Annotated in this window: 18 protein-coding genes and 1 tRNA gene; 14 read left to right on the top strand and 5 right to left on the bottom strand. The window is 67.1% G+C overall.

The annotated features are described in order from the left end of the window. Window positions 1–120: 120 nt before the first annotated feature. From EO776_RS00360 to EO776_RS00335, 6 genes are all read left to right on the top strand, one after another. Entirely contained in the window at window positions 121–1,776 is a 1,656-nt protein-coding gene (locus EO776_RS00360; protein ID WP_094519593.1) for a GTPBP1 family GTP-binding protein, read from the top strand. A 247-nt stretch (window positions 1,777–2,023) separates the two neighbouring features. Further along, a complete protein-coding gene (locus tag EO776_RS00355) occupies window positions 2,024–3,667 on the top strand; it encodes an ABC transporter substrate-binding protein (protein WP_049932843.1) in 1,644 nt (547 codons plus the stop codon). A gap of 204 nt (window positions 3,668–3,871) precedes the next feature. Further along, window positions 3,872–4,867, top strand: coding sequence for an ABC transporter permease (locus EO776_RS00350; protein WP_222104443.1), 996 nt, complete (start codon window positions 3,872–3,874; stop codon window positions 4,865–4,867). Beyond that, window positions 4,867–5,853 carry an ABC transporter permease gene (locus EO776_RS00345; RefSeq protein ID WP_049932845.1) on the top strand — a complete coding sequence of 329 codons (987 nt, stop codon included), beginning with the start codon at window positions 4,867–4,869 and terminating at the stop codon, window positions 5,851–5,853. The genes EO776_RS00350 and EO776_RS00345 overlap by 1 nt, the downstream gene beginning before the upstream one ends. Window position 5,854: 1 nt before the next feature. Beyond that, window positions 5,855–6,976, top strand: a complete 1,122-nt coding sequence (locus tag EO776_RS00340) for an ABC transporter ATP-binding protein (RefSeq protein WP_049932846.1) — start codon at window positions 5,855–5,857, stop codon at window positions 6,974–6,976. Beyond that, window positions 6,973–8,337 carry an ABC transporter ATP-binding protein gene (locus EO776_RS00335; protein ID WP_094519594.1) on the top strand — a complete coding sequence of 455 codons (1,365 nt, stop codon included), beginning with the start codon at window positions 6,973–6,975 and terminating at the stop codon, window positions 8,335–8,337. The genes EO776_RS00340 and EO776_RS00335 overlap by 4 nt, the downstream gene beginning before the upstream one ends. Window positions 8,338–8,410: 73 nt before the next feature. On the opposite strand, the gene EO776_RS00330 is transcribed toward EO776_RS00335, so the two are convergent. Together EO776_RS00330 and EO776_RS00325 are read right to left on the bottom strand one after the other, a co-directional pair. Further along, window positions 8,411–8,911 (bottom strand): hypothetical protein, encoded by a 501-nt coding sequence (locus tag EO776_RS00330; RefSeq protein ID WP_049932848.1) that lies wholly within the window; start codon window positions 8,909–8,911, stop codon window positions 8,411–8,413. Window positions 8,912–9,095: 184 nt separating this feature from the next. Next, complete coding sequence (locus EO776_RS00325; RefSeq protein WP_086219306.1) at window positions 9,096–9,440, bottom strand: dihydroneopterin aldolase family protein; 345 nt, start codon at window positions 9,438–9,440, stop codon at window positions 9,096–9,098. Window positions 9,441–9,529: 89 nt separating this feature from the next. Here EO776_RS00325 and EO776_RS00320 point away from each other — a divergent pair, with 89 nt between their 5' ends. After that, complete coding sequence (locus EO776_RS00320) at window positions 9,530–10,846, top strand: amidohydrolase (RefSeq protein ID WP_094519595.1); 1,317 nt, start codon at window positions 9,530–9,532, stop codon at window positions 10,844–10,846. Window positions 10,847–11,409: 563 nt separating this feature from the next. Here the strand turns inward: EO776_RS00320 and EO776_RS00315 are convergent. Next, window positions 11,410–12,744: an IS4 family transposase gene (locus tag EO776_RS00315; protein WP_129452284.1), complete on the bottom strand. Its 1,335-nt coding sequence runs from the start codon at window positions 12,742–12,744 to the stop codon at window positions 11,410–11,412. 224 nt (window positions 12,745–12,968) lie between these two features. Here EO776_RS00315 and EO776_RS00310 point away from each other — a divergent pair, with 224 nt between their 5' ends. From EO776_RS00310 to EO776_RS00285, 7 genes are all read left to right on the top strand, one after another. Continuing rightward, window positions 12,969–14,510, top strand: a complete 1,542-nt coding sequence (locus EO776_RS00310) for a DNA primase (RefSeq protein WP_186279036.1) — start codon at window positions 12,969–12,971, stop codon at window positions 14,508–14,510. A 118-nt stretch (window positions 14,511–14,628) separates the two neighbouring features. Continuing rightward, window positions 14,629–15,918 carry an adenosylhomocysteinase gene (locus EO776_RS00305; RefSeq protein WP_094521181.1) on the top strand — a complete coding sequence of 430 codons (1,290 nt, stop codon included), beginning with the start codon at window positions 14,629–14,631 and terminating at the stop codon, window positions 15,916–15,918. A gap of 70 nt (window positions 15,919–15,988) precedes the next feature. After that, entirely contained in the window at window positions 15,989–16,138 is a 150-nt protein-coding gene (locus EO776_RS18730; RefSeq protein ID WP_167373095.1) for a hypothetical protein, read from the top strand. Window positions 16,139–16,227: 89 nt separating this feature from the next. Continuing rightward, on the top strand, window positions 16,228–16,986 hold the full coding sequence (gene nucS, locus EO776_RS00300; protein WP_094521180.1) for an endonuclease NucS: 759 nt from the start codon (window positions 16,228–16,230) through the stop codon (window positions 16,984–16,986). Between the two features lie 128 nt (window positions 16,987–17,114). Further along, window positions 17,115–17,645, top strand: a complete 531-nt coding sequence (locus tag EO776_RS00295; protein ID WP_004599151.1) for a 50S ribosomal protein L16 — start codon at window positions 17,115–17,117, stop codon at window positions 17,643–17,645. Between the two features lie 141 nt (window positions 17,646–17,786). Continuing rightward, window positions 17,787–19,841 (top strand): DEAD/DEAH box helicase, encoded by a 2,055-nt coding sequence (locus EO776_RS00290; RefSeq protein WP_049932853.1) that lies wholly within the window; start codon window positions 17,787–17,789, stop codon window positions 19,839–19,841. Window positions 19,842–19,890: 49 nt separating this feature from the next. Then, a tRNA-Pro gene (locus EO776_RS00285) sits at window positions 19,891–19,961 on the top strand. A 503-nt stretch (window positions 19,962–20,464) separates the two neighbouring features. On the opposite strand, the gene EO776_RS00280 is transcribed toward EO776_RS00285, so the two are convergent. Continuing rightward, window positions 20,465–21,613 (bottom strand): DNA cytosine methyltransferase, encoded by a 1,149-nt coding sequence (locus tag EO776_RS00280; RefSeq protein ID WP_394334821.1) that lies wholly within the window; start codon window positions 21,611–21,613, stop codon window positions 20,465–20,467. A 129-nt stretch (window positions 21,614–21,742) separates the two neighbouring features. Further along, window positions 21,743–22,351, bottom strand: a complete 609-nt coding sequence (locus EO776_RS00275) for a beta-class carbonic anhydrase (RefSeq protein WP_049932855.1) — start codon at window positions 22,349–22,351, stop codon at window positions 21,743–21,745. Between the last annotated feature and the right edge of the window lie 184 nt (window positions 22,352–22,535).

The raw sequence follows: 22,535 nt of genomic DNA, 5'->3' as shown, positions 1-22,535 counted from the left end.
GTCGGCGGGCAAGCGTACGGTGGCGGCTCCCGGGCGCTCCCGACGCCTCGGTACCGATCACGTGACGTGAGGACTCATAGCACGAAAACCGTTAAGCCCGGCTGTCGCCTACAAGTCGGTATGAGCGCTGACCGGTCCGCCCTCCGGCGGGCCATCGAGCGCGGCGAGCGAGACGGCGGCGCGATCGAGTTCAAGGAGCGCCTGACGCGCGAGGTCCACCTCGCCGACGGGCGCATGGAGTCGCTCGTGGCTCAGCTCCGCCACCGTGTCCTCTCCGGCGACGGCGAGGCTACCTACGTCCTCGGCGTGACCGACGACGGCGGGTTGGCCGGCGTCTCCCCCGACGCCTTCTCCGAGACCATGGACGTGCTCTCGCTTTTGGCCGACGAGGCCGACGCCCACATCGCCGACGCCGAGACGTGGAGCGCCGGCTCCGGCGGCGACGGCGACGAGGCGGGCCTCGTGGGGCTCGCCACGCTCCGCGACGGCGGCGTGTTCGAGGCCGACGAGGACCACCTCGTCGTCGGCACGGCGGGCCACGTCGACCACGGCAAGTCGACGCTGGTCGGGACGCTGGTCACCGGGCGCGCCGACGACGGGCAGGGCGGTACGCGGGGCTTCCTCGACGTCCAGCCCCACGAGGTCGAGCGCGGCCTCTCGGCCGACCTCTCGTACGCGGTGTACGGCTTCGCCGACGGCGCCAACGAGCCGGTCAGGATGGACAACCCCCACCGCAAGTCCGACCGTGCGGGAGTCGTCGAGGCCGCCGACCGGCTCGTCTCCTTCGTCGACACCGTCGGCCACGAGCCGTGGTTGCGGACGACGATCCGCGGGATCGTCGGCCAGAAACTGGACTACGGGCTCCTCGTGGTCGCCGCCGACGACGGCCCGACGAAGACCACCCGCGAACACCTCGGCATCCTCCTGGCGACCGAGCTCCCGACTATCGTCGCGATCACGAAGGCGGACGCCGTGGGCGACGGCCGGCTCGCCGCGGTCGAGCGCGAGGTCGAGTCGATGCTCCGGGACGCGGGCCAGACCCCGCTGCTGGTCGACCGGCACGGCGTCGACACCGCGGTCGCGGAGGTCGGCGACGGAGTCGTCCCCCTGCTGCGGACCAGCGCGGTGACGAAAGACGGGGTCGAGACGCTCGACCGGCTGTTCGAGCGCCTCCCGAAGCGCGCGACGCCGGACCGGGAGGCCTTCCGGATGTACGTCGACCGCAGCTACAAGGTGACGGGCGTGGGCGCCGTCGCGTCCGGCACGGTGAATTCGGGGACCGTCGAGACGGGCGACGAGCTCCTCCTCGGGCCCATGCCCGACGGCTCGTTCCGCGAGGTGGAGGTGCGGTCGATCGAGATGCACTACCACCGGGTCGACAAGGCGACGGCCGGGCGGATCGTCGGCATCGCGCTGAAGGGCGTCGACGAGGCGGAGATCGAACGCGGGATGGCGCTGGTCCCCCGAGACAGCGAGCCGGAACCGGTCCGCGAGTTCGACGCCGAGGTGATGGTACTCAACCACCCGACGCGGATTCAGGAGGGGTACGAGCCGGTCGTCCACCTCGAAACCGTCTCCGAGGCGGCCGCGTTCTTCCCGGACGAGGGGCGACTGCTCCCGGGCGACACCGGCGAGGCGCGCGTCCGGTTCAAGTTCCGGCCGTACCTGATCGAGGAGGGACAGCGCTTCGTCTTCCGCGAGGGGTCGAGCAAAGGGGTCGGAACGGTGACTGGCACCGGAGACGCCGCGGAGGACGCGGCGCCGAGCGAGCGCTGACTCGCCGGTCGGGTGCCGCACTCAAACTGACTCGCCGGTCGCGTGCCGCACGCAAAATATCAGTATTTTGTCCGATTTTTATCCACTGATATATCAATAAATTTCGGATCATGGCAGCCGTTTCTCCCTGATTCGGACGGAGTTCGACGGAGTACGTATGGACAAAAGGACAACAAAGCGAACAGAGATGACCATACGACCACGCCAACCCAAAGTACTTATTAAATAGAAACAAGTGGACGACTGTATGCGTCGACAACACACACAACGCATTTCGCGACGGAAGGTCCTCGCCGGCGGAGCAGCCGGCACCTCCCTCCTGCTCGCCGGGTGTGCCGGTGGGGGGGACGGCGGCGACGGTTCGGACGGCTCAGACGGCGACGGCTCTGACGGCAGTGACGGTTCGGACGGCTCCGACGGCGGCAGCGCCCCGACCCTGTACTTCGCGCAGGCGAAGGGCCCGCTCGACATGGACCCCGTCGTCATGAACGACGTGCCGTCCGCGCAGATTGCCGGGCGGATTTTCGACGGGCTCTACGAGTACAGCGACGGCGTCAGTCTGGAGCCGAAGATCGCCGCGGACATGCCGACGGTCGAGCGCGACGGCACGCGCTTCATCGTCCCGATCCGCGAGGACGCCCAGTTCAAGAACGGCGATCCCGTCACCGCGGAAGATGTCGTTCACACGATGCTGGCGCCCGTCGAGGAACAGACCGAGAACGCATCAGAAGTCGACATGATCGATACCGGGGAGGTGATCGATGAGAAAACCGCACAGTTCGACCTCTCGTACCCGTACGGCGCGTTCACGATCGCCATGGCCCGGAACGTCGTCAACGCCTCCGTCCGACAGGAAGACACGGACGCGTACAACATGGGCCCGGTCACCTCCGGGCCGTTCCGGCTCGCCGAGTGGGAGCCGGAGAGCTACGCGACGCTGGAGCGGTGGGACGACTACTGGGACAGCGATAACCTCCCGGAGATCAGCACAGTCGAGTTCGAGCCGATAGTCGAACAGACGACGCGGGTCACCGAGCTGGAGACTGGGAACGTCGACATCGTCGAATCGATTCCGCCGCAGCTGTACGAGACGGTCGAAGGGAACCAGAACGCCACGCTGACAGAAGAGCCGGGGATTGGGTACTTCTATCTCGCGTTCAACTGCGGCGAGGGACCGACGAGCGACCCGCTCGTCCGCGAGGCGGTCGACTACTGCGTCTCGATGGACCAAGCAGTCGAGAACTTCGTCGAGCCGGCCGGCGTCCGCCAACATAGCCCCTACCCGGCCTCGATCTCTGAGGAGTGGGACTTCCCGACCGACGAGTGGTCGGACATTCAACACGATCAGGACCTGGAAGAGGCGCAGGCGCTGTTCGAGGAGGCCGGGGTCTCGATGGACTACAACTGGCGGATCATCGTGCCGCCGGACAACAAGCGCGAGCAGATCGGCATCTCCATCGGCGACGGGCTCCAGAATGCTGGCTTCCAGAATGTCGAAGTCCAGCGTCTCGACTGGGGGACGTTCCTCGACGCGTACGTCACTGGTAGCGAGGACGACTACAACATGTACACCCTTGGCTGGTCGGGCTCGCCGGACCCAGACACGTTCGCGTACAACCTGCTGAGCCAAGAAACGGAAGGCACGAACAACGGGACGTTCCACGACTACGACGAGGCCTCGCAGATGCTGACGCAGGCCCGCGAGTCGTCTGACCGCGAGGAGCGTCGCCAGCTCTACATCGACGCGACGACGACGCTGCTCGAAGGGCGCGTCCACATGCCGGCGTACAACCTGAACAACTCTTACGGCGTGCGCAACGTGGTGGAGGGCTTCAGCTCGCACCCGATCTCGTCGGAGGTCCAGCTGGACGGCGTCACTGTGAACCGATAACCGGCCCCGGAGGTTTGGGGATCGGACCCACGGAGCGGACCCGGGCGGTGCGCGCTCGGAGCGGGTTGGGCCGTAAGTGTGCCCTCTTGGGCGGTTGGCGGCGGGGTCGGCTGCCCGCTTGCGGCTCCAAATTGGCACGTCGGCGGGAGCGAAACAGATAAGCGACAGCAAAAACCGAGTCGAAGCAACAAGAGATCCACGACAGTGAGTTTACTTCGGTACACACTCCGGCGGTTCGCACAGGCGATACCCGTACTGATAGGTATCGTGACGATAACCTTCTTCCTAGCCAACCAGATTCCCGGCGATCCGGTCGAGATCATGTTGGGGCCAACGCCGGCACAGGAGCAGGTCGAGGCGATCCGGGCCCAGTACGGCCTCGACCGACCGATACACGTTCGGTACTTCACGTACCTCAGCGGCGTCGCAACGGGAGATCTAGGGCTTAGTATCTACTACGACCGCCCTGTCTTGGAGATGATCCTGCTCCGGCTCCCAGTGACGCTGCTGCTCATGCTGTCAGCGTTCGCGTTCGCGATCGTCACCGCGATCCCGCTCGGCGTGATCTCGGCGAAGCGGCGCAATGAGCCGGCGGACCACGTCTCGCGGATCGTCTCGCTCATCGGCGTCTCGACGCCGTCGTTCTGGATCGGGCTGGTGTTGATCATCGTCTTCGCGTTCTACCTCGGATGGTTCCCCGCGCGAGGGCTCGTCCTCCCGTGGGCCGACCCGGCGGACGTGCGGGGGGCAGCGACGCGGATTGGGGTGTTACGCCAGACGGCGCATCACCTCTTCTTACCCATGATCGGGCTCGGAACGCTCCAGATGGCGCAGATCACCCGGATCGAGCGCTCGTCGATGGTCGATTCGCTCCAGGGCGAGTACGTGAAGCTCGCTCGGGCGTACGGCGTGCCCGAGTCGACGATCGTGCGCAAGCACGCGTTCCAAGTCGCGCAGCTCCCGGTGATCACCATCATTGGCCTGGGGCTCTCAACGGCGCTCGGCGGCGCCGTCCTCACGGAGACCGTCTTCGAGATTCAGGGGATGGGCCGGTTGATCATTACTGCGATCAACAATCAGGACTACCAGCTGATCATGGGCACGACGCTCGTGTTTGGGTTCGTCTACGTGATCGGCGTGATCGTCACGGACATCACGTACAGCTACCTCGACCCGCGGGTCACATACGGTGACGAGTAATGTCTGTCAACAGCGCAACTTCGGACGACGACACGCCGGACAACAGCGACGAGAGCGGTGGGCCAGACGAGGTCGAGGCCCGCGTCGGGCTCCGGTACACGCTGAAGCAGGTCAGACAGGACACGACGGCGCGGATCGGGACCTACATCGTCGGGTTCATGACGTTCGTCGCGATCTTTGCCGCGTTCGACTACTACGTTCTCGATTACGCCATCGCTGAGGCGGTGCTGTATAATCCGGAGACCGACCCACAGAACGTGCGGCGGCTGCTCCCGCCGGTCGGCATGGAGAACCAGTTCGGACAGGGCGTACTCGAACACCCGCTCGGCACCGACCACCGGGGCCGCGACCTGCTCTCCCGGACAATCTACGGGACGCGGATCGCCATGACGGTCGGGTTCCTCGCGACCGCCATCGGCCTCGGCGGCGGTACCGTCATCGGCGCGGTCTCCGGCTACTACGGCGGCTGGATCGACGACGTGCTCCAGCGCGTCACCGAGACTATCTACGCCATCCCGTTCCTCGTCTTAGTCATCGCGTTCATGACCGCGTTCGGCCGGGACCTCACGTTCGCGATGGTGGGCGTCGGGATCACCGCGATCCCCGTTTTCAACCGTCTCATCCGGTCCCGCGTGGTGTCCATCCGTGAGGAGGACTACGTCGAGGCCGCGCGGGCGGCCGGGGTGAAAGACCGGAACATCATCTTCCGGCACATCATCCCCAACAGCTTCGCCCCAGTGCTCGTCCAGGCGACACTTCAGGTCGGGGTAAGCATCCTCATCGTGGCCGGACTCTCGTTCCTCGGCTTCGGCGCGCAGCCGCCGACGCCATCGTGGGGGCAGATGCTGTCCGCCTCGCGGGGGTACATGCTCCCCGCGCCGACGTTCAGCATCTTCCCCGGTATCGCGATTCTGATCACCGTCATCGGCTTCAACATTCTCGGCGACGGCCTCCAAGACGCCCTCGATCCGCGGATCAACAACTGATATGAGCGAACCACTACTCAGCGTACGCGATCTCAAGACGCAGTTCTTCACCGAGGACGGGACGGTCCGCGCCGTCGACGGCATCTCCTTCGACGTTCACGAGGGGGAGATCGTCGGGCTCGTCGGCGAGTCGGGCGCGGGGAAGTCCGTCGCGACCTCCAGTATCCTCCGGCTGGTCGACAGCCCCGGCGAGATCGTCGGCGGCGAGATCAAGTTCAAAGGCGAGACGATCTTCGGCCTCGAAGAGGACGGCGGCGGCGAGTTGCGCCCGCGCGACGAGATGCTCACCGAAGAGGAGATGCGGAAACGGATCCGCGGCCGCGAGATCGCGATCATCTTCCAGGACCCGATGGAGTCGTTGAACCCCGTCTTCACCGTCGGAGGGCAGCTCCGAGAGTTCATCGAAATTAACCGCGACCTCGGCACCGACGAGGCGAAAGGGGAGGCGATCGACATTCTCCGGGAGGTCGGAATTCCGGCGCCGGAGTCGCGGTACGACGAGTATCCGCACCAGTTCTCTGGCGGGATGCGACAGCGCGTGCTGATCGCGATGGCGCTCGCCTGTCAGCCCGACCTGATCATCGCCGACGAGCCGACGACCGCGCTCGACGTCACGGTCGAAGGCGAGATCCTGGAGATGGTGAAGGACCTCCAAGAGAAGTACGATACTTCGTTCATCTGGGTTACCCACGATATGAGCGTCGTCGCGGAGATCTGCGACCGGGTGAACGTGATGTACCTCGGCGAGATAATTGAGCAGGCGGAGGTGGACGATCTGTTCTACGACACGAAACACCCATACACGTCGGCGCTGCTCGACTCGATGCCGCGCCCCGACGAAACAGTCGACGAGCTCAGGCCGATCAAGGGAGTGATGCCAGAGGCGATCGACCCGCCCTCCGGCTGTCGGTTCCACTCGCGGTGTCCCGAGGCCCGAGAAGTGTGCCGTGAGGTCCACCCCGAGCCGCGGGAGATGAGCGGGGACGCCGAGGGGACGCACACGGCCGCGTGCGTGAAACACGACGCGTTCGACATCGGGTACGACACGAGTCCCCCGATCGACACGGAGGCGACCGGAGGGTTCTCCGCCGGGTTCACCGAGACCGGGGGTGAGGCGGAATGACCAAAGTCGGCCCGCCAGAGTCGGACCCCGAGGCGCTCCTCCAGGTGCGGAACCTCAAGAAGCACTTCGACAACGAGAGTGGACTCCTCGCGGGCGTCCAGCTCGACGACGAGTTCCCGTACGTCTCCCGGTCGACCTCCGATGTCCGCGCCGTCGACGGCGTGGACTTCGACATCAAGGAAGGGGAGACGCTGGGGCTCGTCGGCGAGTCCGGCTGCGGGAAGTCAACGCTGGCCCGTACCGTCCTCAGGCTGCTTGAACCCACCGAGGGAAGCGTCTACTTCCAGGGCAAGGACCTCGCATCGCTGTCCGGCGAGCCGCTGCGACGGATGCGGAAGAACATGCAGATGATCTTCCAAGACCCGCAGTCCTCTCTCGACCCCCGGATGAAGGTCGGGCCGATCGTCGAGGAGCCGATGAAGGCCCACGGCATGCTCGACGAGGAGGGGCGCGAGGCGCGCGCCAAGGAGCTGTTAGAGAAGGTCGGGCTCGACCCGCAACACTACAATCGGTACCCGCACGCGTTCTCCGGCGGGCAGCGCCAGCGCGTGAACCTCGCGCGGGCGCTGTCGGTGAACCCCGACTTCATCGTCTGCGACGAGCCCGTGTCGGCGCTCGACGTCTCGATCCAGGCGCAGGTGCTCAACACGATGGAGGAGCTGCAAGAGGAGTTCGACCTCACGTACCTGTTCATCGCGCACGACCTGAGCGTCATCCGCCACATCTCCGACCGCGTGGCGGTGATGTACCTCGGGAACATCGTCGAGCTCGCCGACAAGGAGGAGCTGTTCGAGAACCCGCAGCACCCGTACACGCAGGCGCTCCTCGACGCGATTCCGGTCCCGGATCCGCGGAGCGGGGGGCGGACCGCCCTCCTGTCCGGTGACGTGCCGTCGCCGATCGACCCGCCCTCGGGCTGCCGGTTCCGGACCCGCTGTCCGAAGGTGATCCAGCCGGAAGAGTACGACATGAGCGACGGCGCCTGGCGGAACCTTGTCGAGTTCCAGCGAGCGGTCGAGCGCCGGGCGTTCGAGGAGACCGATCCGGATGTCCTCCGGTCGCGGTACTTCCAGGACGCGGTCCCGAGCGGCGACGCGGGCACCCTGCTCGACGAGGCGCTGGGCCACATCGAGCGCGACGAGTTCGAGGACGCCGAGCAGATCCTCGTCGAGCGGTTCGCGGACCAGAGCGTCTGCGCGACGGCCCGGCCGGCCTACGAGATCGAGTCGGAGATCGGCGACGGCCGCCACTACTCGGCGTGTCACTTGCGCCGCGACGAGGCGGTCGCGACCGCGGTAGACGAGGCCACGGTAGGCGGCGCGGCGCGGCCCGGAACGGAAGCGCCCGAAGCGGACGACTGACCGCCGACCCTTTTTAAAAATCACCTCGCCGCGCGGCGCCTCGGCGGCCCGCTCGCTGACGTCACCGGCGGCGTCAGCGGATCCGTATCTGCGTGGCGTCCTCGTGGCGCTCGTCGGCGCCGGGGACCGGCACGAACACGGAGATCGTGTGGTCGCCGCGATCGGCCCGGACCGATCGGTCGAGCCCGCCGTCGTCGGCGGTGCGGCGGAAGCGACCGTTCCACGTGGCCGTCGCCCGCTTCGTCTCGCCGGCGCGGAACGACAGCGAAGACTCCTCACCGCGAATGTAGCGTCGCTTGTCGGTGGCTTCCAAGACGCCGTCGACCGCCCACCCCCACGAGCGACGCGTCGTCGTCGGGACCTCGATTGGGACCGGCAGGCGGTTGCGGATGATGACCGTGATCGAGATGGGCTCGTCGGGCGCGTACTCGGCGGCGTCCGTGCTGACGCTCACCTCGAGCGCGCGCCGCGCCACCGCCCGCGGCACGACGCGGCCGAGGGCGGTCGAGAGGTAGTTCTTCGTCTCGTCGAAGCCGGTGCGATCCGTCCGACCGTCGTGGCGTCTGTCGACCATGAGCGTCTCTGAAAGCGGGGAATCGGAAGCGTCGGCCGCGTTCGGATTGCGGTAGGCGGGTCGCGGTACTAAGCGTTCGGGTCGACGGCGATCGGGTCCGCGTCGGACAGGGTTGGCCCTGACTCTCCGGACCGCGACGGTCGGACCGGCCGAGTCGGCGCCCCCGGACCGTAACGACTCGCCGTCAGTCGTCGACCACGTCGACCAGTTCCATCAGCGGGTACCCGTCTTCCATCGCCATCCGCGTGTGAACCGTGACGCCCTCGTACGCGATCCGCATCTCCACGTCCATCAGCGAGCCGGTGAGCTCCGTGTAGCCGTTCTCGTGGTCGATCGCGTCGGCGACGCGGTCGTCGTGGATGTCGACGGTCACCGCCTCGCAGTGCGGTTGGTTCTCGATTGCCTCCGCCATCGCGGTCTCCATGCTCCGCGTGCTCGACGGGCTGACCGGCGTGCCGGCGAACTGGTGGTACAGCGAGCCGAACTTGATCCCGGCCTCGAAACACGCCTGCTGGGCGTCGGTTGCCATGCCCGCACTGCGGCGGCGCCGGCTTAAGAGGCTTCGGAGGGGCCCGGCGGAACCGAAGCCGTTTGGTTCGGGGAGCGGGATCGGTCCGTATGAACGCGCTTCGCGTGACGGGCGGCCGCGTCCTCCGCCCCGACGGCTCCGTGACCGAGGCCGACGTGACGATCGACCGCGACGCCGGGCGGATCGTCGAGGTACGAGACGTGAGCGCGGACGGCGAGGCGCCGCCCGACGCCGACGAGACGCTCGACGCGTCGGGGTCGCTCGTGATCCCGGGGCTCGTCAACGCGCACACGCACGTCGCGATGACGCTGCTCCGCGGGTACGCAGACGACAAACCGCTCGACCCGTGGCTCCGCGAGGACATCTGGCCGGCGGAGGCCGAACTGACGCCGGACGATGTCGAGGCGGGCGCGGAGCTCGGCGCGCTGGAGATGATCCGATCTGGGACGACCGCGTTCGCGGACATGTACTTCGCGATGGACCGGGTCGCGGACGTCATCGACCGCGCGGGGCTGCGCGCGCGGCTCGGCCACGGGGTCGTGACGGTCGGCAAGGACGCGGCCGACGCCCGCGCGGACGTCGAGGAGAGCCTCGCGGTCGCCCGCGAACTTGACGGCGCGGCGGACAGCCGGATCCGCACGGCGTTCATGCCGCACTCGCTGACGACGGTCGGCGAGGAGTTCCTCCGCGAGGGGGTCGCGGAGGCGCGGGAGGCGGGCGTTCCGGTCCACCTCCACGCCAACGAGACGGCGGACGAGGTCGACCCGATCGTCGACGAGCGCGGGGAGCGACCGATCGCGTACGCCGAGGACCTCGGCGCGCTCGGCCCGGACGACTTCTTCGCGCACGGCGTTCACGTCGGCGGCGGCGAGATCGACCGGCTCGCCGAATCGGGAACGGCGGTCGTCCACTGCCCGGCCTCGAACATGAAGCTCGCCAGCGGGATGGCCCCGGTTCAGCGGCTCCGCGAGGCCGGCGTGACCGTCGCGCTCGGCACCGACGGCGCGGCCTCGAACAACGACCTCGACGTGTTCGACGAGATGCGCGACGCCGCCATGCTCGGGAAGCTCGCCGCGGACGACGCGAGCGCGGTCCCTGCGGGGGCGGTCGTTGAGATGGCGACGGCCGGCGGCGCGGACGCCCTCGGACTCCCGGGTGGTCGGATCGAGGCGGGTGCGGCCGCCGACCTCGCCGTCGTCGACCTCGACGCGCCGCACCTGACGCCGGTCCACGACCCCGTCTCGCACCTCGCGTACGCGGCCCGCGGAAGCGACGTGCGCCACACGGTCTGTGACGGCGACATTCTCATGCGCGACCGAGAGGTGCTGACGCTGGACGCCGCGGCCGTACAGGAGCGCGCCGCGGCCGCCGCGAGCGACCTCGTCGACCGCGTGGATTCGGCGTAGCGGACGCACGGCTATTCATGTATAGAACTGCGGTGGCGCGTGCGACTCGCGCCCTGCGGGCGCTCGTCAGCACGCGCGAGGTCGCCGGCGCGTAGCGCCGGCTGCCAGGGAATCTTCGATTCTCGCTGGAGTCGGCCGACCGGAGGGAGGCCGACGACGCTGGGGAGGCGTGAGGCTGCGGTGCCGGGCGGGGAGGGATTCAAAGGGGCAGCCACGGGGGCTTTGGGCGTGTTCTCTGCGGGAGCGACTCGGAATACGACCGGAGAAACGTGTCGCGCGCGAGCGACGACCGAGCCGAATCGGGGGCGAACTCTGGGGAATCACCATCCGTTGTAGTTTAGCGGCGCGTCGAGGCGGTGTTTATGCGGATAGTTGAGCAAGACGGTGTTGAGTCGAATCGCTAATGAAGCGTGATCGGAGAACTGAACGGATGTTCTTCTGTCTCGGATGCTGAGATCTGTGTCACTCTCTGAAGGCGGCGCACTCACTCCGGTGAGTGCGTCGCCGATCCAGAGCTGTCGCTACTACCTACCTCTGAGCTAACCGGCTCGTCAGGCGAGTTTCTACCAGAACTCGCCTGACTCAACCTGCTCACGTAATCTTGGTCGATGTGGATTTGGATCTCGTGACGACCACAACAGCAATTCGTCGAGATCTGGCAGTTCATACCCGAGATCCAGCATCAGGTACAGCTGGACTAGGTGTGCGTGACGTTCGAGCGCATGAGAACACCGACGACGTGGAAGACGCGTCGACGACGCGGCCGCGTCGTCGTCGCTCCCCTGCCGCTTTGCGTCTAATTTGCGGAGTTCATCCACGATAACGCGGCTCATCAGCAGCGAGAGCGCCGCTACGATGATCAGCGCTTCGATGATGTAGGGATCTGTCGTATTGATCTCATCGAGACCGAAGCGCGATTTGAGTTCCTTGAACAGCAGCTCAATCTCCCAGCGCGCCCGATATCGCACAGCTCTATCGGGCGCGTGGTAGTTGTCTCTGGCAAGATTCGTTAGGTAGAGATGGTACTCATCGCTGTCCTCGTTGAGCACACCGACGAGTCGGAACGTTCGGGTCGTGCTGACGCCCGACCCTCGCTTGCGGTCGAATGAGAGGGTAATCCGAGCGTCGATCTCCTGTCGCTGCAGGTCGTCAAGGACGTCCTGCAGCGACTCGCCTTTGAGTGGAATACTGTTTCCCCGCCATGTGCGAAGCTCTTCGACGATCTCGAAGTTTGCGTCATCTTTGACCCGTGAGACGAACCAGCCGTCGTTTTGGTCGATACGGTCGAACAACCAGAAGTCGTAGAAGCCGAGATCGAGTAAGACGAGTGCGCCAGCTACCCACTCGCCGGTGGGTAGCTGGCTCCGTTCCTGCGTTTTGGCGTCAGTCGTTTGAAAACGCGTAGGAAGTCCGGTTGAGAGTGATTCTGTGAGGTGAAGCTTCACGCCAGCTTGATCTTCGCCAGTCGCTGCGTAGACGTCTGTAGCGTCTTGGTAGAGTGTGATGATAGAAGCGTCAACAATGAGGACGTCTCGAAAGCGTTCGAGACGTCCGCTGAGGTCGGTTTGTCCCGGTTCGAGATTCTCGATGGCGTCATCGAGAATCTCTCGCAGGAGTGCAACGAACGCGGGTGAAAACCAGCCGTGGAAGGTTGGATAAGCGAGTTCGTCACAGTCAGCCATTTCGACAAACCGTTCGAGAAATGCCTGAATAGAGCGATCTGATCCAGCAGCGAAACCCAGTGAGAGGGTGTAGAACAACGCGACAGTGTCGAACTTGCGCTCTCGTTGGACGAGATTCGTTGCGCGAGCGCGCTCGCGCAACTCCTCAGAGGGAAACGCTCTTTTGATCCGGTCGACAATCACTGAATCCGGTGGTTCGTAACTCACAGCAGCCACCGGGTTTCTCTGACAGGTAGTCCCAACGATATTCAAATCAGCAGACGGCGCTGGCGTGAGGCGTTAAACTACAACGAATGGGGGAATCACGACCGAGATACTCGCGTTAACGGCGATCAACCAAAACAGACGCAGCAGCGCCGTTAACCCGGATACAAACCGGATTAAACCGCGTTAAGCGACTTCGCTTTTTATACGGAAAGGGGGACTGGACCCGAGTGGACATGAGCGAACGCACGAGAGCGATCCTACTGGCCGCGGTCGTCGCGCTCGGCGCCGTGACGGGCGTCGCGGCGACGGGCGTCGCGGCCGCCGACGGCGGCCTCGAAGTGGCCGTCGACGACGCGGACGGCGAACCGACGGTCACGGTGACCGAGAACGACACCGCGGTCGAGAACGCGACGGTCGTCGTGAGCGTCGTCGACGATGACGACGAGAACGCGTCGTACGCGGGGACCGGCGAGTACGAGACCGACGCGAACGGCACGGTCGACCTTCCCGCCGCCGAGGAGGACGTCACCGTCGCGGTGACCGCCGCCGCGGGCGACGACACCGCCTCGACGACGGTCGACCTCGAAGCGCCCGACGGCCTCGAACTCGACGTGGAGAACGCCGAGAGCGAGCCCGTCGTCACAGTGACGAACGACGACGACCCGGTCGAGAACGCCTCGGTGAACGTCACGGCCGTCGACGAGAACGCCTCCTACGCCGGCGCGGGCGAGTACGAGACCGACGCGAACGGCACGGTGACGCTGCCGGCCGCCGAGGAGGACGTGACGGTGAACGTCACGGCCGAATACGACAACGAGAGCGCCTCGGAGACGGTCGACATCGAGGCGCCCGACGGCCTCGAAGTGGCCGTCGACGACACCGACGGCGAGCCCGTCGTCACGGTCACCGACGACGACACCGCGGTCGAGAACGCCTCGGTGACCGTCGCGACCGTCGACGAGAACGCCACCTACGCCGGCGCGGGCGAGTACGAGACGGACCAAGACGGAACCGTCGGCCTCCCGGCCGCCGAGGAGAACGTCACGGTCGAGGTGACCGCCGCGTACGAGGGCGAGAGCGTCTCGACGACCGTCGACCTCACCGTCGGCGACGAGGACGAGGCCGAGGGGCAGCCGTTCGGCCAGCTCGTCCGGGAGTTCATCGAGGACATCGAGGACCGCGAGGGCGGCATCGGTGGCGCGGTCTCCGACTTCGTGACGGAGAACAACCCCGGTAACGCCCCGGACCACGCGGGCGGCCCCGGCGGTCCGGACGACGCGGACGATGGCGACGACGCCGGGAACGAGACCGACGCGCCCGGTAACGCGCCCGATCACGCCGGTCCCGACGGTGAGGATGACGACGAGCGCGGCCCGCCGTCCGACGCCGGCCCCGACCGCGAGGAGGACGGCGACGATGCCGAGGAGACCGAGGGTGATGCTGAAGACGACGACGCCGACGAAGAGGGCGAGGACGCCGACGAGGACGAAGAGGACGAGGAGAGCGCGGAAGACGAAGAGGACGAGGAGAGCGAGGAAGACGAGGCTGAAGACGACGCCGACGAGGAGGAAACGGAAGCCGACGAGGACGCTGACGAAGACGAAGCGGACGAGGAAGAAACGGAAGCCGACGAGGACGCTGACGAAGACGAAGCGGACGAGGAAGAAACGGAAGCCGACGAGGACGCTGACGAAGACGAAGCGGACGAGGAAGCCGACGATGACGACGGCGAGGGCGGACCGCCGGACCACGCTGGCGGCCCGGGCGGGAACTGACGACGCGGTCCGCAGCTCGGTTCGGTAACGCGGGCGACGGTCGCCGAGACCGACTCTCATTTTGCGGACGCACTCCGGTGTCGGCAGGGTTTAGTGCGCCGTGAGCGAACCGAGAGGTATGAGCGAAACCGCGTATCCGCCGGTGTCACAGCACCTCTCCGACGTCGATGCGGCCCGGGAAGAGGGCCGCCGGAAGATGGACTGGGCGCTCCAGCACATGCCGATATTGAACGCGCTGCGCGAGGAGTTCGTCGAGGAGCAGCCGCTCGCCGGCGAGACGATCGCGATGGCGATGCACGTCGAGGCGAAGACGGCGAACCTCGTCGAACTGCTCGCCGAGGGCGGCGCCGAGGTCGCGATCACCGGGTGTAACCCCCTCTCGACGCACGACGACGTGTCGGCCGCGCTCGACGACCACGAGTCGATCACCTCCTACGCCGTGCGGGGCGTCGACGACGACGAGTACTACGACGCGATGCACGCCTGCATCGCCCACGAGCCGACCGTCACCGTCGACGACGGGATGGACATGGTGAAACTCGTCCACGAGGAGTACCCCGACCTGATCGACTCCATCGTCGGCGGCGCCGAGGAGACGACCACGGGCGTCGACCGCCTGCGCGCGATGGACGCCGACGGCGAGCTCCACTACCCCGTCTTCGCCGTCAACGACACGCCGATGAAGCAGCTGTTCGACAACGTCCACGGCACGGGCGAGTCGTCGCTCGCGACCATCGCGATGACGACGAACCTCTCGTGGGCCGGGAAGAACGTCGTCGTCGGTGGCTACGGCCAGTGCGGGAAGGGCGTCGCCAAGAAGGCGTCCGGGCAGAACGCGAACGTCATCGTCTGCGAGGTCGACCCGCGGAAGGCGCTCGAAGCGCACATGGAGGGGTACGAGGTGCTCCCCATGGAGGAGGCCGCCGCGAAGGGCGACGTGTTCATCACGACGACGGGCAACCGCGACGTGATCACCCGCGAGCACTTCGCGGAGATGAGCGACGGCGTCCTGCTCGCGAACGCCGGCCACTTCGACGTGGAGGTGAACCTCGACGACCTCGACGACCTTGCCGTGGACCGCTACGAGGTCCGCGACGGCGTCGAGGGGTTCGAGATGCCCGACGGCCGCGTGCTCAACGTCATCGCGGAGGGCCGCCTCGTCAACCTCGCCGCGCCCATCGCCTTAGGCCACCCGGTCGAGGTGATGGACCAGAGCTTCGGCGTTCAGGCGGTCGTCGTCCGCGAGCTCGCCGCCAACGGCGACGCGTACGACGCCGGCGTCCACGACGTGCCCGACGAGCTCGATCGCGAGGTGGCGGACATCAAGCTCGCCGCCGAGGGCGTCGAGTACGACGACCTCAGCGACGAGCAGCGCGAGTACATGGGGAGCTGGGAACACGGGACCTGACCCGGCCGGACGGCGACCGCCGAGCCCGCCGGTTCGACCCGCTTTTGTGCCGCGCGACTGTACCGGACGTATGAATCTCACCGCGGTGTTACACTCCGGATTCGGTGTCTCGGTGTTAGCCGGAATCCTCGTCTCCGACACGACGCTTCGCGTCGCCGCGTTCGCGCTCGGCGCGGTCCTCTTCGTCGCCGGCATCGTCGTGTCGCGGCGCGGCGACTGAGGCGAGGCGAACGGCGCGTCGCCTCGCCGAACGGTGGCGACCGGCCCCGGCTCGCGTCCTTTTTCCCCCGCAACCGCTTACGAGGGCCAGTGACAGTCACGAGCGTCCACGACCCGAGCCACCGCGAGGCCCTCTGGGAGCTGGAGGACGCCTTCGAGCGCGGCGACCTGATCAGCGTCTTCGGCCGCTGTACGGTCAGCTACGAGGGGCGTGCGGCCTCGGACCTGGGCGCCGGCGACCGCCTGCTCGTGTTGAAGCCCGACGGCGCTGCCCTCGTCCACACCGACGAGGGGCGGCAACCCGTCAACTGGCAGCCGCCGGGGTCGGAACACCGCGCCGCGGTGCGCGAGGGACGGCTGCGCGTGCGCTCGACGCGGAGCAACCCCGACGAGACCCTGACCGTCCGCTTCGCGGCCATCGACCAGCTCTCCGCGATGGCCGTGACCGGCGGCCGCGACCTCACGCTCCACGGGAGCGAGGAGGACCTCCGGACCCGAATCTTGGAGCGCCCCGACCTCGTCGAGCCCGGGTTCGATCCCCGCGAGACCGAACGCCCGTCCAGCGCCGGTCCGATGGACGTCTTCGGCGTTGACACCGACGGCACGCCGGTCGTCGTCGAGCTGAAGCGCCGCCGGGTCGGTCCGGACGCCGTGGGACAGCTCGCGCGGTACGTCCGGGCGCTCCGCGAGGAGTTGGGGATCGAGGCGAACGACGGCGAGACCGACGACGCGGACTCGCCGGAGGTGCGCGGAATCTTAGTCGCCCCGTCGGTCACCGACCGTGCCGCCGAGCGGCTCGCGGAGCGCGGGTTCGACCACGTCGCGCTCGAACCGACGCCGGAGGAGTGAGCGGGCGGCGTGTCAACGCAGACCGCAATCCGGCGGATCGCCGGCGCTGACTCCCCGAGGAGCCGCGGCGGACGCCTCGCTATCGAAGGGTTTATCGCCGCAGCGCGGGCTACATCGGACAAGTAGCCATGTCTGACAAACCCGCCTCTATGTATCGGACGATCGACAAGCCGTCGTACACCCGCCGCGAGTACATCACGGGTATCCCCGGCTCGAAGATCGCCCAGCACAACATGGGCGACCTCTCCGCGGAGCCGGACGACTACCCCGTCCAGATCAGCCTCCGCGTCGAGGAGGAGCTCCAGGTTCGACACGGGTCGCTTGAGAGCGCGCGCCTCTCGGCGAACCGCCACCTGATCAAGGAGCTCGGCGAGGGCAACTACAAGATGACCCTCCGCAAGTTCCCCCACCAGGTCATCCGAGAGAACAAGCAGGCGACCGGCGCCGGCGCGGACCGCGTCTCCGACGGGATGCGCCAGGCGTTCGGCAAGCCCGTCGGCACCGCCGCGCGGCTCAACAAGGACGACGTCGTGTTCACCGCCTACTGCGACGTCGAGCAGGCCTCCGTCGTGAAGGAGGCGTTCCGCCGCGCGTACAACAAGCTCTCCCCGCCGTGCCGGATCACGGTCGACCGCGGCGAGAAGCTGCTCGTCTCGTAGACCCCTCGACCCCGACCCCGTCCGTGAGGCGGGTTTTTCTCCGCGCGTTCGCGTGACGTAGCCGCGGCGCCGCGTGTCTCCGAACCGGTTCCGATCCCCGAGCCGAACACCTGAAATACCTCGCTCGCGTACCGCACGGCAGTGTCACAGCAGCTGGCCGAGGTCGAGACGCTGTTCCTCCACGAGGCGCGGAGCGACTACACCGTCGTCGCGAACCGCGACGGCAAGCGCGTGCTCCGCGGGCGGCTCGAACTCAAGGAGACCTCCGCGGGCCCACGCCCGGGGAAGTTCCGGGTGATCCGCGACGGGGAGGACCACCCCCGCCAGCCGGACGAGTTCGTCGACCTCGCGCGGGCGGCCGGTCGGATCCGCATCTCCGAGCAGACCTCGCCGGAGAACCGGACGCGGCTGAAGGAGATGCTCGACGGCTACCAGCTGGAGGCGACGGCGGTCCGGACCTGCCGGCGCTGCGCGAGCGACGGGCGCTACGGGCCGATCACGAGCGAGGACGCCATCGACCACAACGGCGAGCTGATCTGTCGGGACTGCGCCCGCCGGGAGCTAGAGCGGGAGCTGTCGTACAAAGGGGAGTTCACGGGCGCGGCCGAGGAGCGATTGGAGGAGCTGCTGTACGAGTCGGGCGACCTCGACCGGATTGTGAGTCTCCTCCAGGGCGGACTCGACCCCGACCTCACGAAGTACGACGAGGTGTCGGCGAACGTCGACGACGTCTCGCCCGTCCGGACCGAAGACTTGGACCTCCATCCGGACCTCTCTTCGCACCTCCAAGGCCGCTTCGAGGAGCTACTGCCGGTCCAGAGTCTCTCCGTGCGGAACGGCCTGCTCGACGGCGACGACCAGCTCGTGGTGAGCGCCACGGCGACGGGGAAGACGCTCGTCGGCGAGCTGACCGGGATCGACCGCGCGCTGAAGGGGGACGGGAAGCTGCTCTTCTTGGTCCCGCTCGTCGCGCTCGCCAACCAGAAGCACGAGGACTTCGAGGACCGCTACGGCGACCTGCTCGACGTCTCCATCCGGGTCGGCTCCTCGCGGGTGAACGACGACGGCAACCGCTTCGACCCGAACGCCGACGTGATCGTCGGCACCTACGAGGGGATCGACCACGCGCTCCGGACGGGCAAGGACCTCGGCGACGTGGGGACGGTCGTCATCGACGAGGTCCACACGCTGAAGGAGGGCGAGCGCGGCCACCGGCTCGACGGGCTCATCTCCCGGCTGAAGTACTACAGCGAGGACCGGATGGAGACCCGCGCGGGCTACGACGGGACGCAGTTCGTCTACCTCTCGGCGACCGTCGGGAACCCGGAGTGGCTCGCGGAGAAGCTCCGCGCGACGCTCATCGAGTACGAGGAGCGCCCGGTCCCCATCGAGCGCCACGTCACCTTCGCTGACAGCCGTGAGAAGGCCCAGATCGCCGACAAGCTCGTAAAACGCGAGTTCGACACGAAGTCGTCGAAGGGGTACCGCGGGCAGACGATCATCTTCACCAACTCGCGGCGGCGCTGTCACGAGATCAGCCGCAAGCTCCGGTACGACTCCGCGCCGTACCACGCCGGCCTCGACTACGGGCGCCGGAAGAAGGTCGAGCGCATGTTCGGGAATCAGGACCTCTCGGCGGTCGTCACCACCGCGGCGCTGGCGGCCGGCGTCGACTTCCCCGCCTCACAGGTGATCTTCGACTCGCTGGCGATGGGGATCGAGTGGCTCTCCGTCCAGGAGTTCTCGCAGATGCTCGGGCGCGCCGGACGCCCGGACTACCACGACCGCGGCCGAGTCTACCTCCTCGTCGAGCCGGACGGCGTCTACCACGGGTCGATGGACCGCACGGAGGACGAGGTGGCGTTCACCCTGCTGAAAGGCGAGATGGAGGACGTGGCGACGCACTACGACGAGACCGCGGCCGCCGAGGAGACGCTCGCGAACGTCGTCGTCGCCGGCAAGAAGGCGAAGCGCCTCAACGACCGGATGATCGGCGAGGTCCCCACCAAGCACGCGCTCGGGAAGCTGCTGGAGTGGAACTTCATCGACGGCTTCGAGCCGACGCCGCTCGGCCGCGGGGTGACGCGGCACTTCCTCGCGCCCGACGAGGCGTTCTTCATCCTCGACTCGGTCCGGAAGGGGACCGACCCGTACGACATCGTCGCCGACCTCGAACGGCGCGACGACGAGGAGTGACGACGCGCAACGAAACCCTTTAGCGGCTCTTCGGGGTACGTAGGAGTACGGGACCGTGGGTTAGTGGTATACTCCGAGCCTTGGGTGCTCGTGACCCCGGTTCGAATCCGGGCGGTCCCATTCTGCCGCTGCGAGCAATTCGCGAGCAGCGGCGGTGGAACGGATTCGAAGCAGGGAGTGGAGCGAGCAGCGCGAGCGGAACGACCGAGGTTCGAATCCGGGCGGTCCCATTCTGCTGTTGCGAACAATCCGTGAGCAGTGGCGACTATTTACAAATAAGAGGCGGTGGCGCGTGCCTGCGAGGCCGCCCCGCGGCCGAGCAGCACGCGCGAGGGAGTCAGTCACCGGAGCGAAGCGGAGGCGACTGACGAGGCTGGGGAGGTGTGAGGTGCGGTCGCGGTGCGGGGTGGGACTCAAAAGGGCAGCCGGGAGGCGGGCGCAGGTGACGCAAGCACCGCAGCGAGGGAGCGAACGGAGTGACGAGGAGCGCAGCGAGCGTGCGCCCGCCTCCCGGCTGGGACTTTGGAGGTGTTCACCACTGATCCACCGGCGCCTGTTTATAAATAGACCGCCAGGATTTTGAAATTCCGCACCGCACCACCGATCACTATTTAAAAACGATCTCAGGCCAAGTCAGTCAGCGACTGCTGTTCGTACACGTCGGGGTCGGCGGGGGGCGCGTCCCGGATCTCGGGGTAGTACTCCAGCAGCTGCGTCGCCAGCTCCTCGCCGAGCCGGACCGGGACGGCGTTGCCGATCTGTTTCATCACGTCGGTCTTCGTCCCCTCGAAGACGAACTCGTCGGGGAACGTCTGGAGCCGAGCCATCTCGCGGGGCGTGAGGTACCGGTCCTCACTGGGGTGGATGAAGACGTTCGTGCTCACCGTCAGCGACGGCTCCTCGGGGTCGAGCCGGCGGAGGTACGTCCCGTACCGCTTGACGATCTCCGGCTCGTGCGGGCAGGTGTCGGTGTCCTCGCAGTCGCACTGGTACTTCTTCGTCTTCAGGCGGTCGGGGAGGTCGCGGTAGTAACCGCCCGGGGGAACGTGACGGATGCGTTCGAGCGTCTTCTCGCCGGTGTCGGCGTACGTCATGTTCGGGAGGTCGTCGGTCGCGTCCGCGAGCGCCTCGCCGGCGGTGCGCCAGTGCCCCTCGGGCGTCGTCGGCTCAGGAAAGCGGATCGGCACGTCGCGATTGGTGCCCATGAAGAAGATCCGGCGGCGCTTCTGGGGGACGCCGTACTGTTCGGCCTCCAGCACTCGGTACTCGCACTTGTAGCCGTGCGCCGCGAACTCGTCGACGATGAGGTCTTTCACGTACCGGTCGTCACTGGTCTGGCGGTTGATCAGGTCGCGGACGTTCTCCATCAACACCAACTGTGGTTCGAGGACGGAGACGACCCGGAGGAACTCCTCGAACAGCGTGTTCCGGCGGTCCTTCTCCATCTCGTCGAGCTCGATCTGCTCGTTGTTGAGCCGGCTGAACCCCTGACAGGGCGGCCCGCCGATCACCACGTCGACGCCGTCAGGGTCGTAGCCCGCGCCCGCGGCCGCCTCGCGGATCGCCGGGGCGTCAAGTTCGCGCACGTCCCCTTCGAGGAACTCGGTGTCGGCGAAGTTCCGTCGGTACGTCTCCGCCGCGGGCTCCCACTGGTCGCTCCCGAGGGCCACGTCGAAGCCCGCCCGCTCGAATCCCAAGTCGAGGCCGCCGCAGCCGGAGAAGAAGCCGGCGACCACCGGCGCGTCAGCGTCGGCGTCAGCGCCCACCGGGATCACCTCGGCGATGCGGGGACACGCGTGCTCGATCCATTTCGTGCCTCGATTCGCCGCGGGCGCATAAAAGCGTCACACCTCAGGCCGGGACGGCAGGTTCGCTGGCGGCCGGCGCGTCGTCGTCCGGCGTCAGGCCCGCCGCTCGCTGATCTCCTCGGCGATCCGCTCGTCGGGGCGGCGGAGCTCGCCGGACTCGACCTCGTAGACGTAGCCGGAGACGGTGGTGTCGTCCGGGATGAACGCGGACTCGCGGAGGTACTCGACCTGCGCGGCGCAGGCCGCGTCGATGTCGTCGGTCATCTTCACCCAGTCGAGGAGGTCGGCGTCGCCGATCGTGAGCTCCGGCAGCGACGGGTCGAGGTCCGCGGCGTCGATGTCGCCCGTCTCGGCTTCGAGCCCCTCGCGGATCGCCTCGTCGGGCGCGCTCATCATCCCGCAGTCGGTGTGGTTGATAACGACGATCTCGTCGGTGTCGAAGAAGTTCGTCGTGAGCGCGGCCGACCGGATCACGTCGTCGGTCACCTTCCCGCCGGCGTTGCGGAACACCTGCGCGTCGCCGAGGTCGATGCCGAGCGCCTCCTCGATCGGGATTCGCTCGTCCATACAGGCGACGACGAGGAGGTTCTTATCGGTCGGGATCCCTTTCCGGCGGCGGCGCGCCCAGTCGTCGCGCTCGTCGACCGCGGCGTCAAGATGTTCGTGGTGCGCGTCGTGGTCGGCGTGGTCGTGCGATGGCATCGCTCGATCGGAGGGGTGGGACAAAAGGGATCGTTGCGAAAACCGAGATTCCCGCCGTCGACGCGGATCGGCGGCGATATCGTCCGATATCGAGGACGCGTGGCAGATCGGTCGATCCGGATTCGACCGACGCGGGCGGGTCGAGGCGTCGACCGAGGCGGTCCGCCCGCGGCCTTTCGAAATC

Origin of the sequence: Halorubrum ezzemoulense, from assembly GCF_004126515.1 — an archaeon.
Taxonomy (GTDB): domain Archaea; phylum Halobacteriota; class Halobacteria; order Halobacteriales; family Haloferacaceae; genus Halorubrum; species Halorubrum ezzemoulense.
The sequence above is the reverse complement of the archived record's forward strand: the minus strand, read 5'-3'. Positions and strand labels throughout refer to the sequence as shown.

Excerpts from the sequence above, each read along its gene's own strand:
- EO776_RS00360 (WP_094519593.1), top strand. The coding sequence starts at position 121 with ATGAGCGCTGACCGGTCCGCCCTCCGGCGGGCCATCGAGCGCGGCGAG.
- EO776_RS00355 (WP_049932843.1), top strand. The coding sequence starts at position 2,024 with ATGCGTCGACAACACACACAACGCATTTCGCGACGGAAGGTCCTCGCC.
- EO776_RS00345 (WP_049932845.1), top strand. The coding sequence starts at position 4,867 with ATGTCTGTCAACAGCGCAACTTCGGACGACGACACGCCGGACAACAGC.
- EO776_RS00340 (WP_049932846.1), top strand. The coding sequence starts at position 5,855 with ATGAGCGAACCACTACTCAGCGTACGCGATCTCAAGACGCAGTTCTTC.
- EO776_RS00335 (WP_094519594.1), top strand. The coding sequence starts at position 6,973 with ATGACCAAAGTCGGCCCGCCAGAGTCGGACCCCGAGGCGCTCCTCCAG.
- EO776_RS00330 (WP_049932848.1), bottom strand. The coding sequence starts at position 8,911 with ATGGTCGACAGACGCCACGACGGTCGGACGGATCGCACCGGCTTCGAC.
- EO776_RS00325 (WP_086219306.1), bottom strand. The coding sequence starts at position 9,440 with ATGGCAACCGACGCCCAGCAGGCGTGTTTCGAGGCCGGGATCAAGTTC.
- EO776_RS00320 (WP_094519595.1), top strand. The coding sequence starts at position 9,530 with ATGAACGCGCTTCGCGTGACGGGCGGCCGCGTCCTCCGCCCCGACGGC.
- EO776_RS00310 (WP_186279036.1), top strand. The coding sequence starts at position 12,969 with ATGAGCGAACGCACGAGAGCGATCCTACTGGCCGCGGTCGTCGCGCTC.
- EO776_RS00305 (WP_094521181.1), top strand. The coding sequence starts at position 14,629 with ATGAGCGAAACCGCGTATCCGCCGGTGTCACAGCACCTCTCCGACGTC.
- EO776_RS18730 (WP_167373095.1), top strand. The coding sequence starts at position 15,989 with ATGAATCTCACCGCGGTGTTACACTCCGGATTCGGTGTCTCGGTGTTA.
- EO776_RS00295 (WP_004599151.1), top strand. The coding sequence starts at position 17,115 with ATGTCTGACAAACCCGCCTCTATGTATCGGACGATCGACAAGCCGTCG.
- EO776_RS00275 (WP_049932855.1), bottom strand. The coding sequence starts at position 22,351 with ATGCCATCGCACGACCACGCCGACCACGACGCGCACCACGAACATCTT.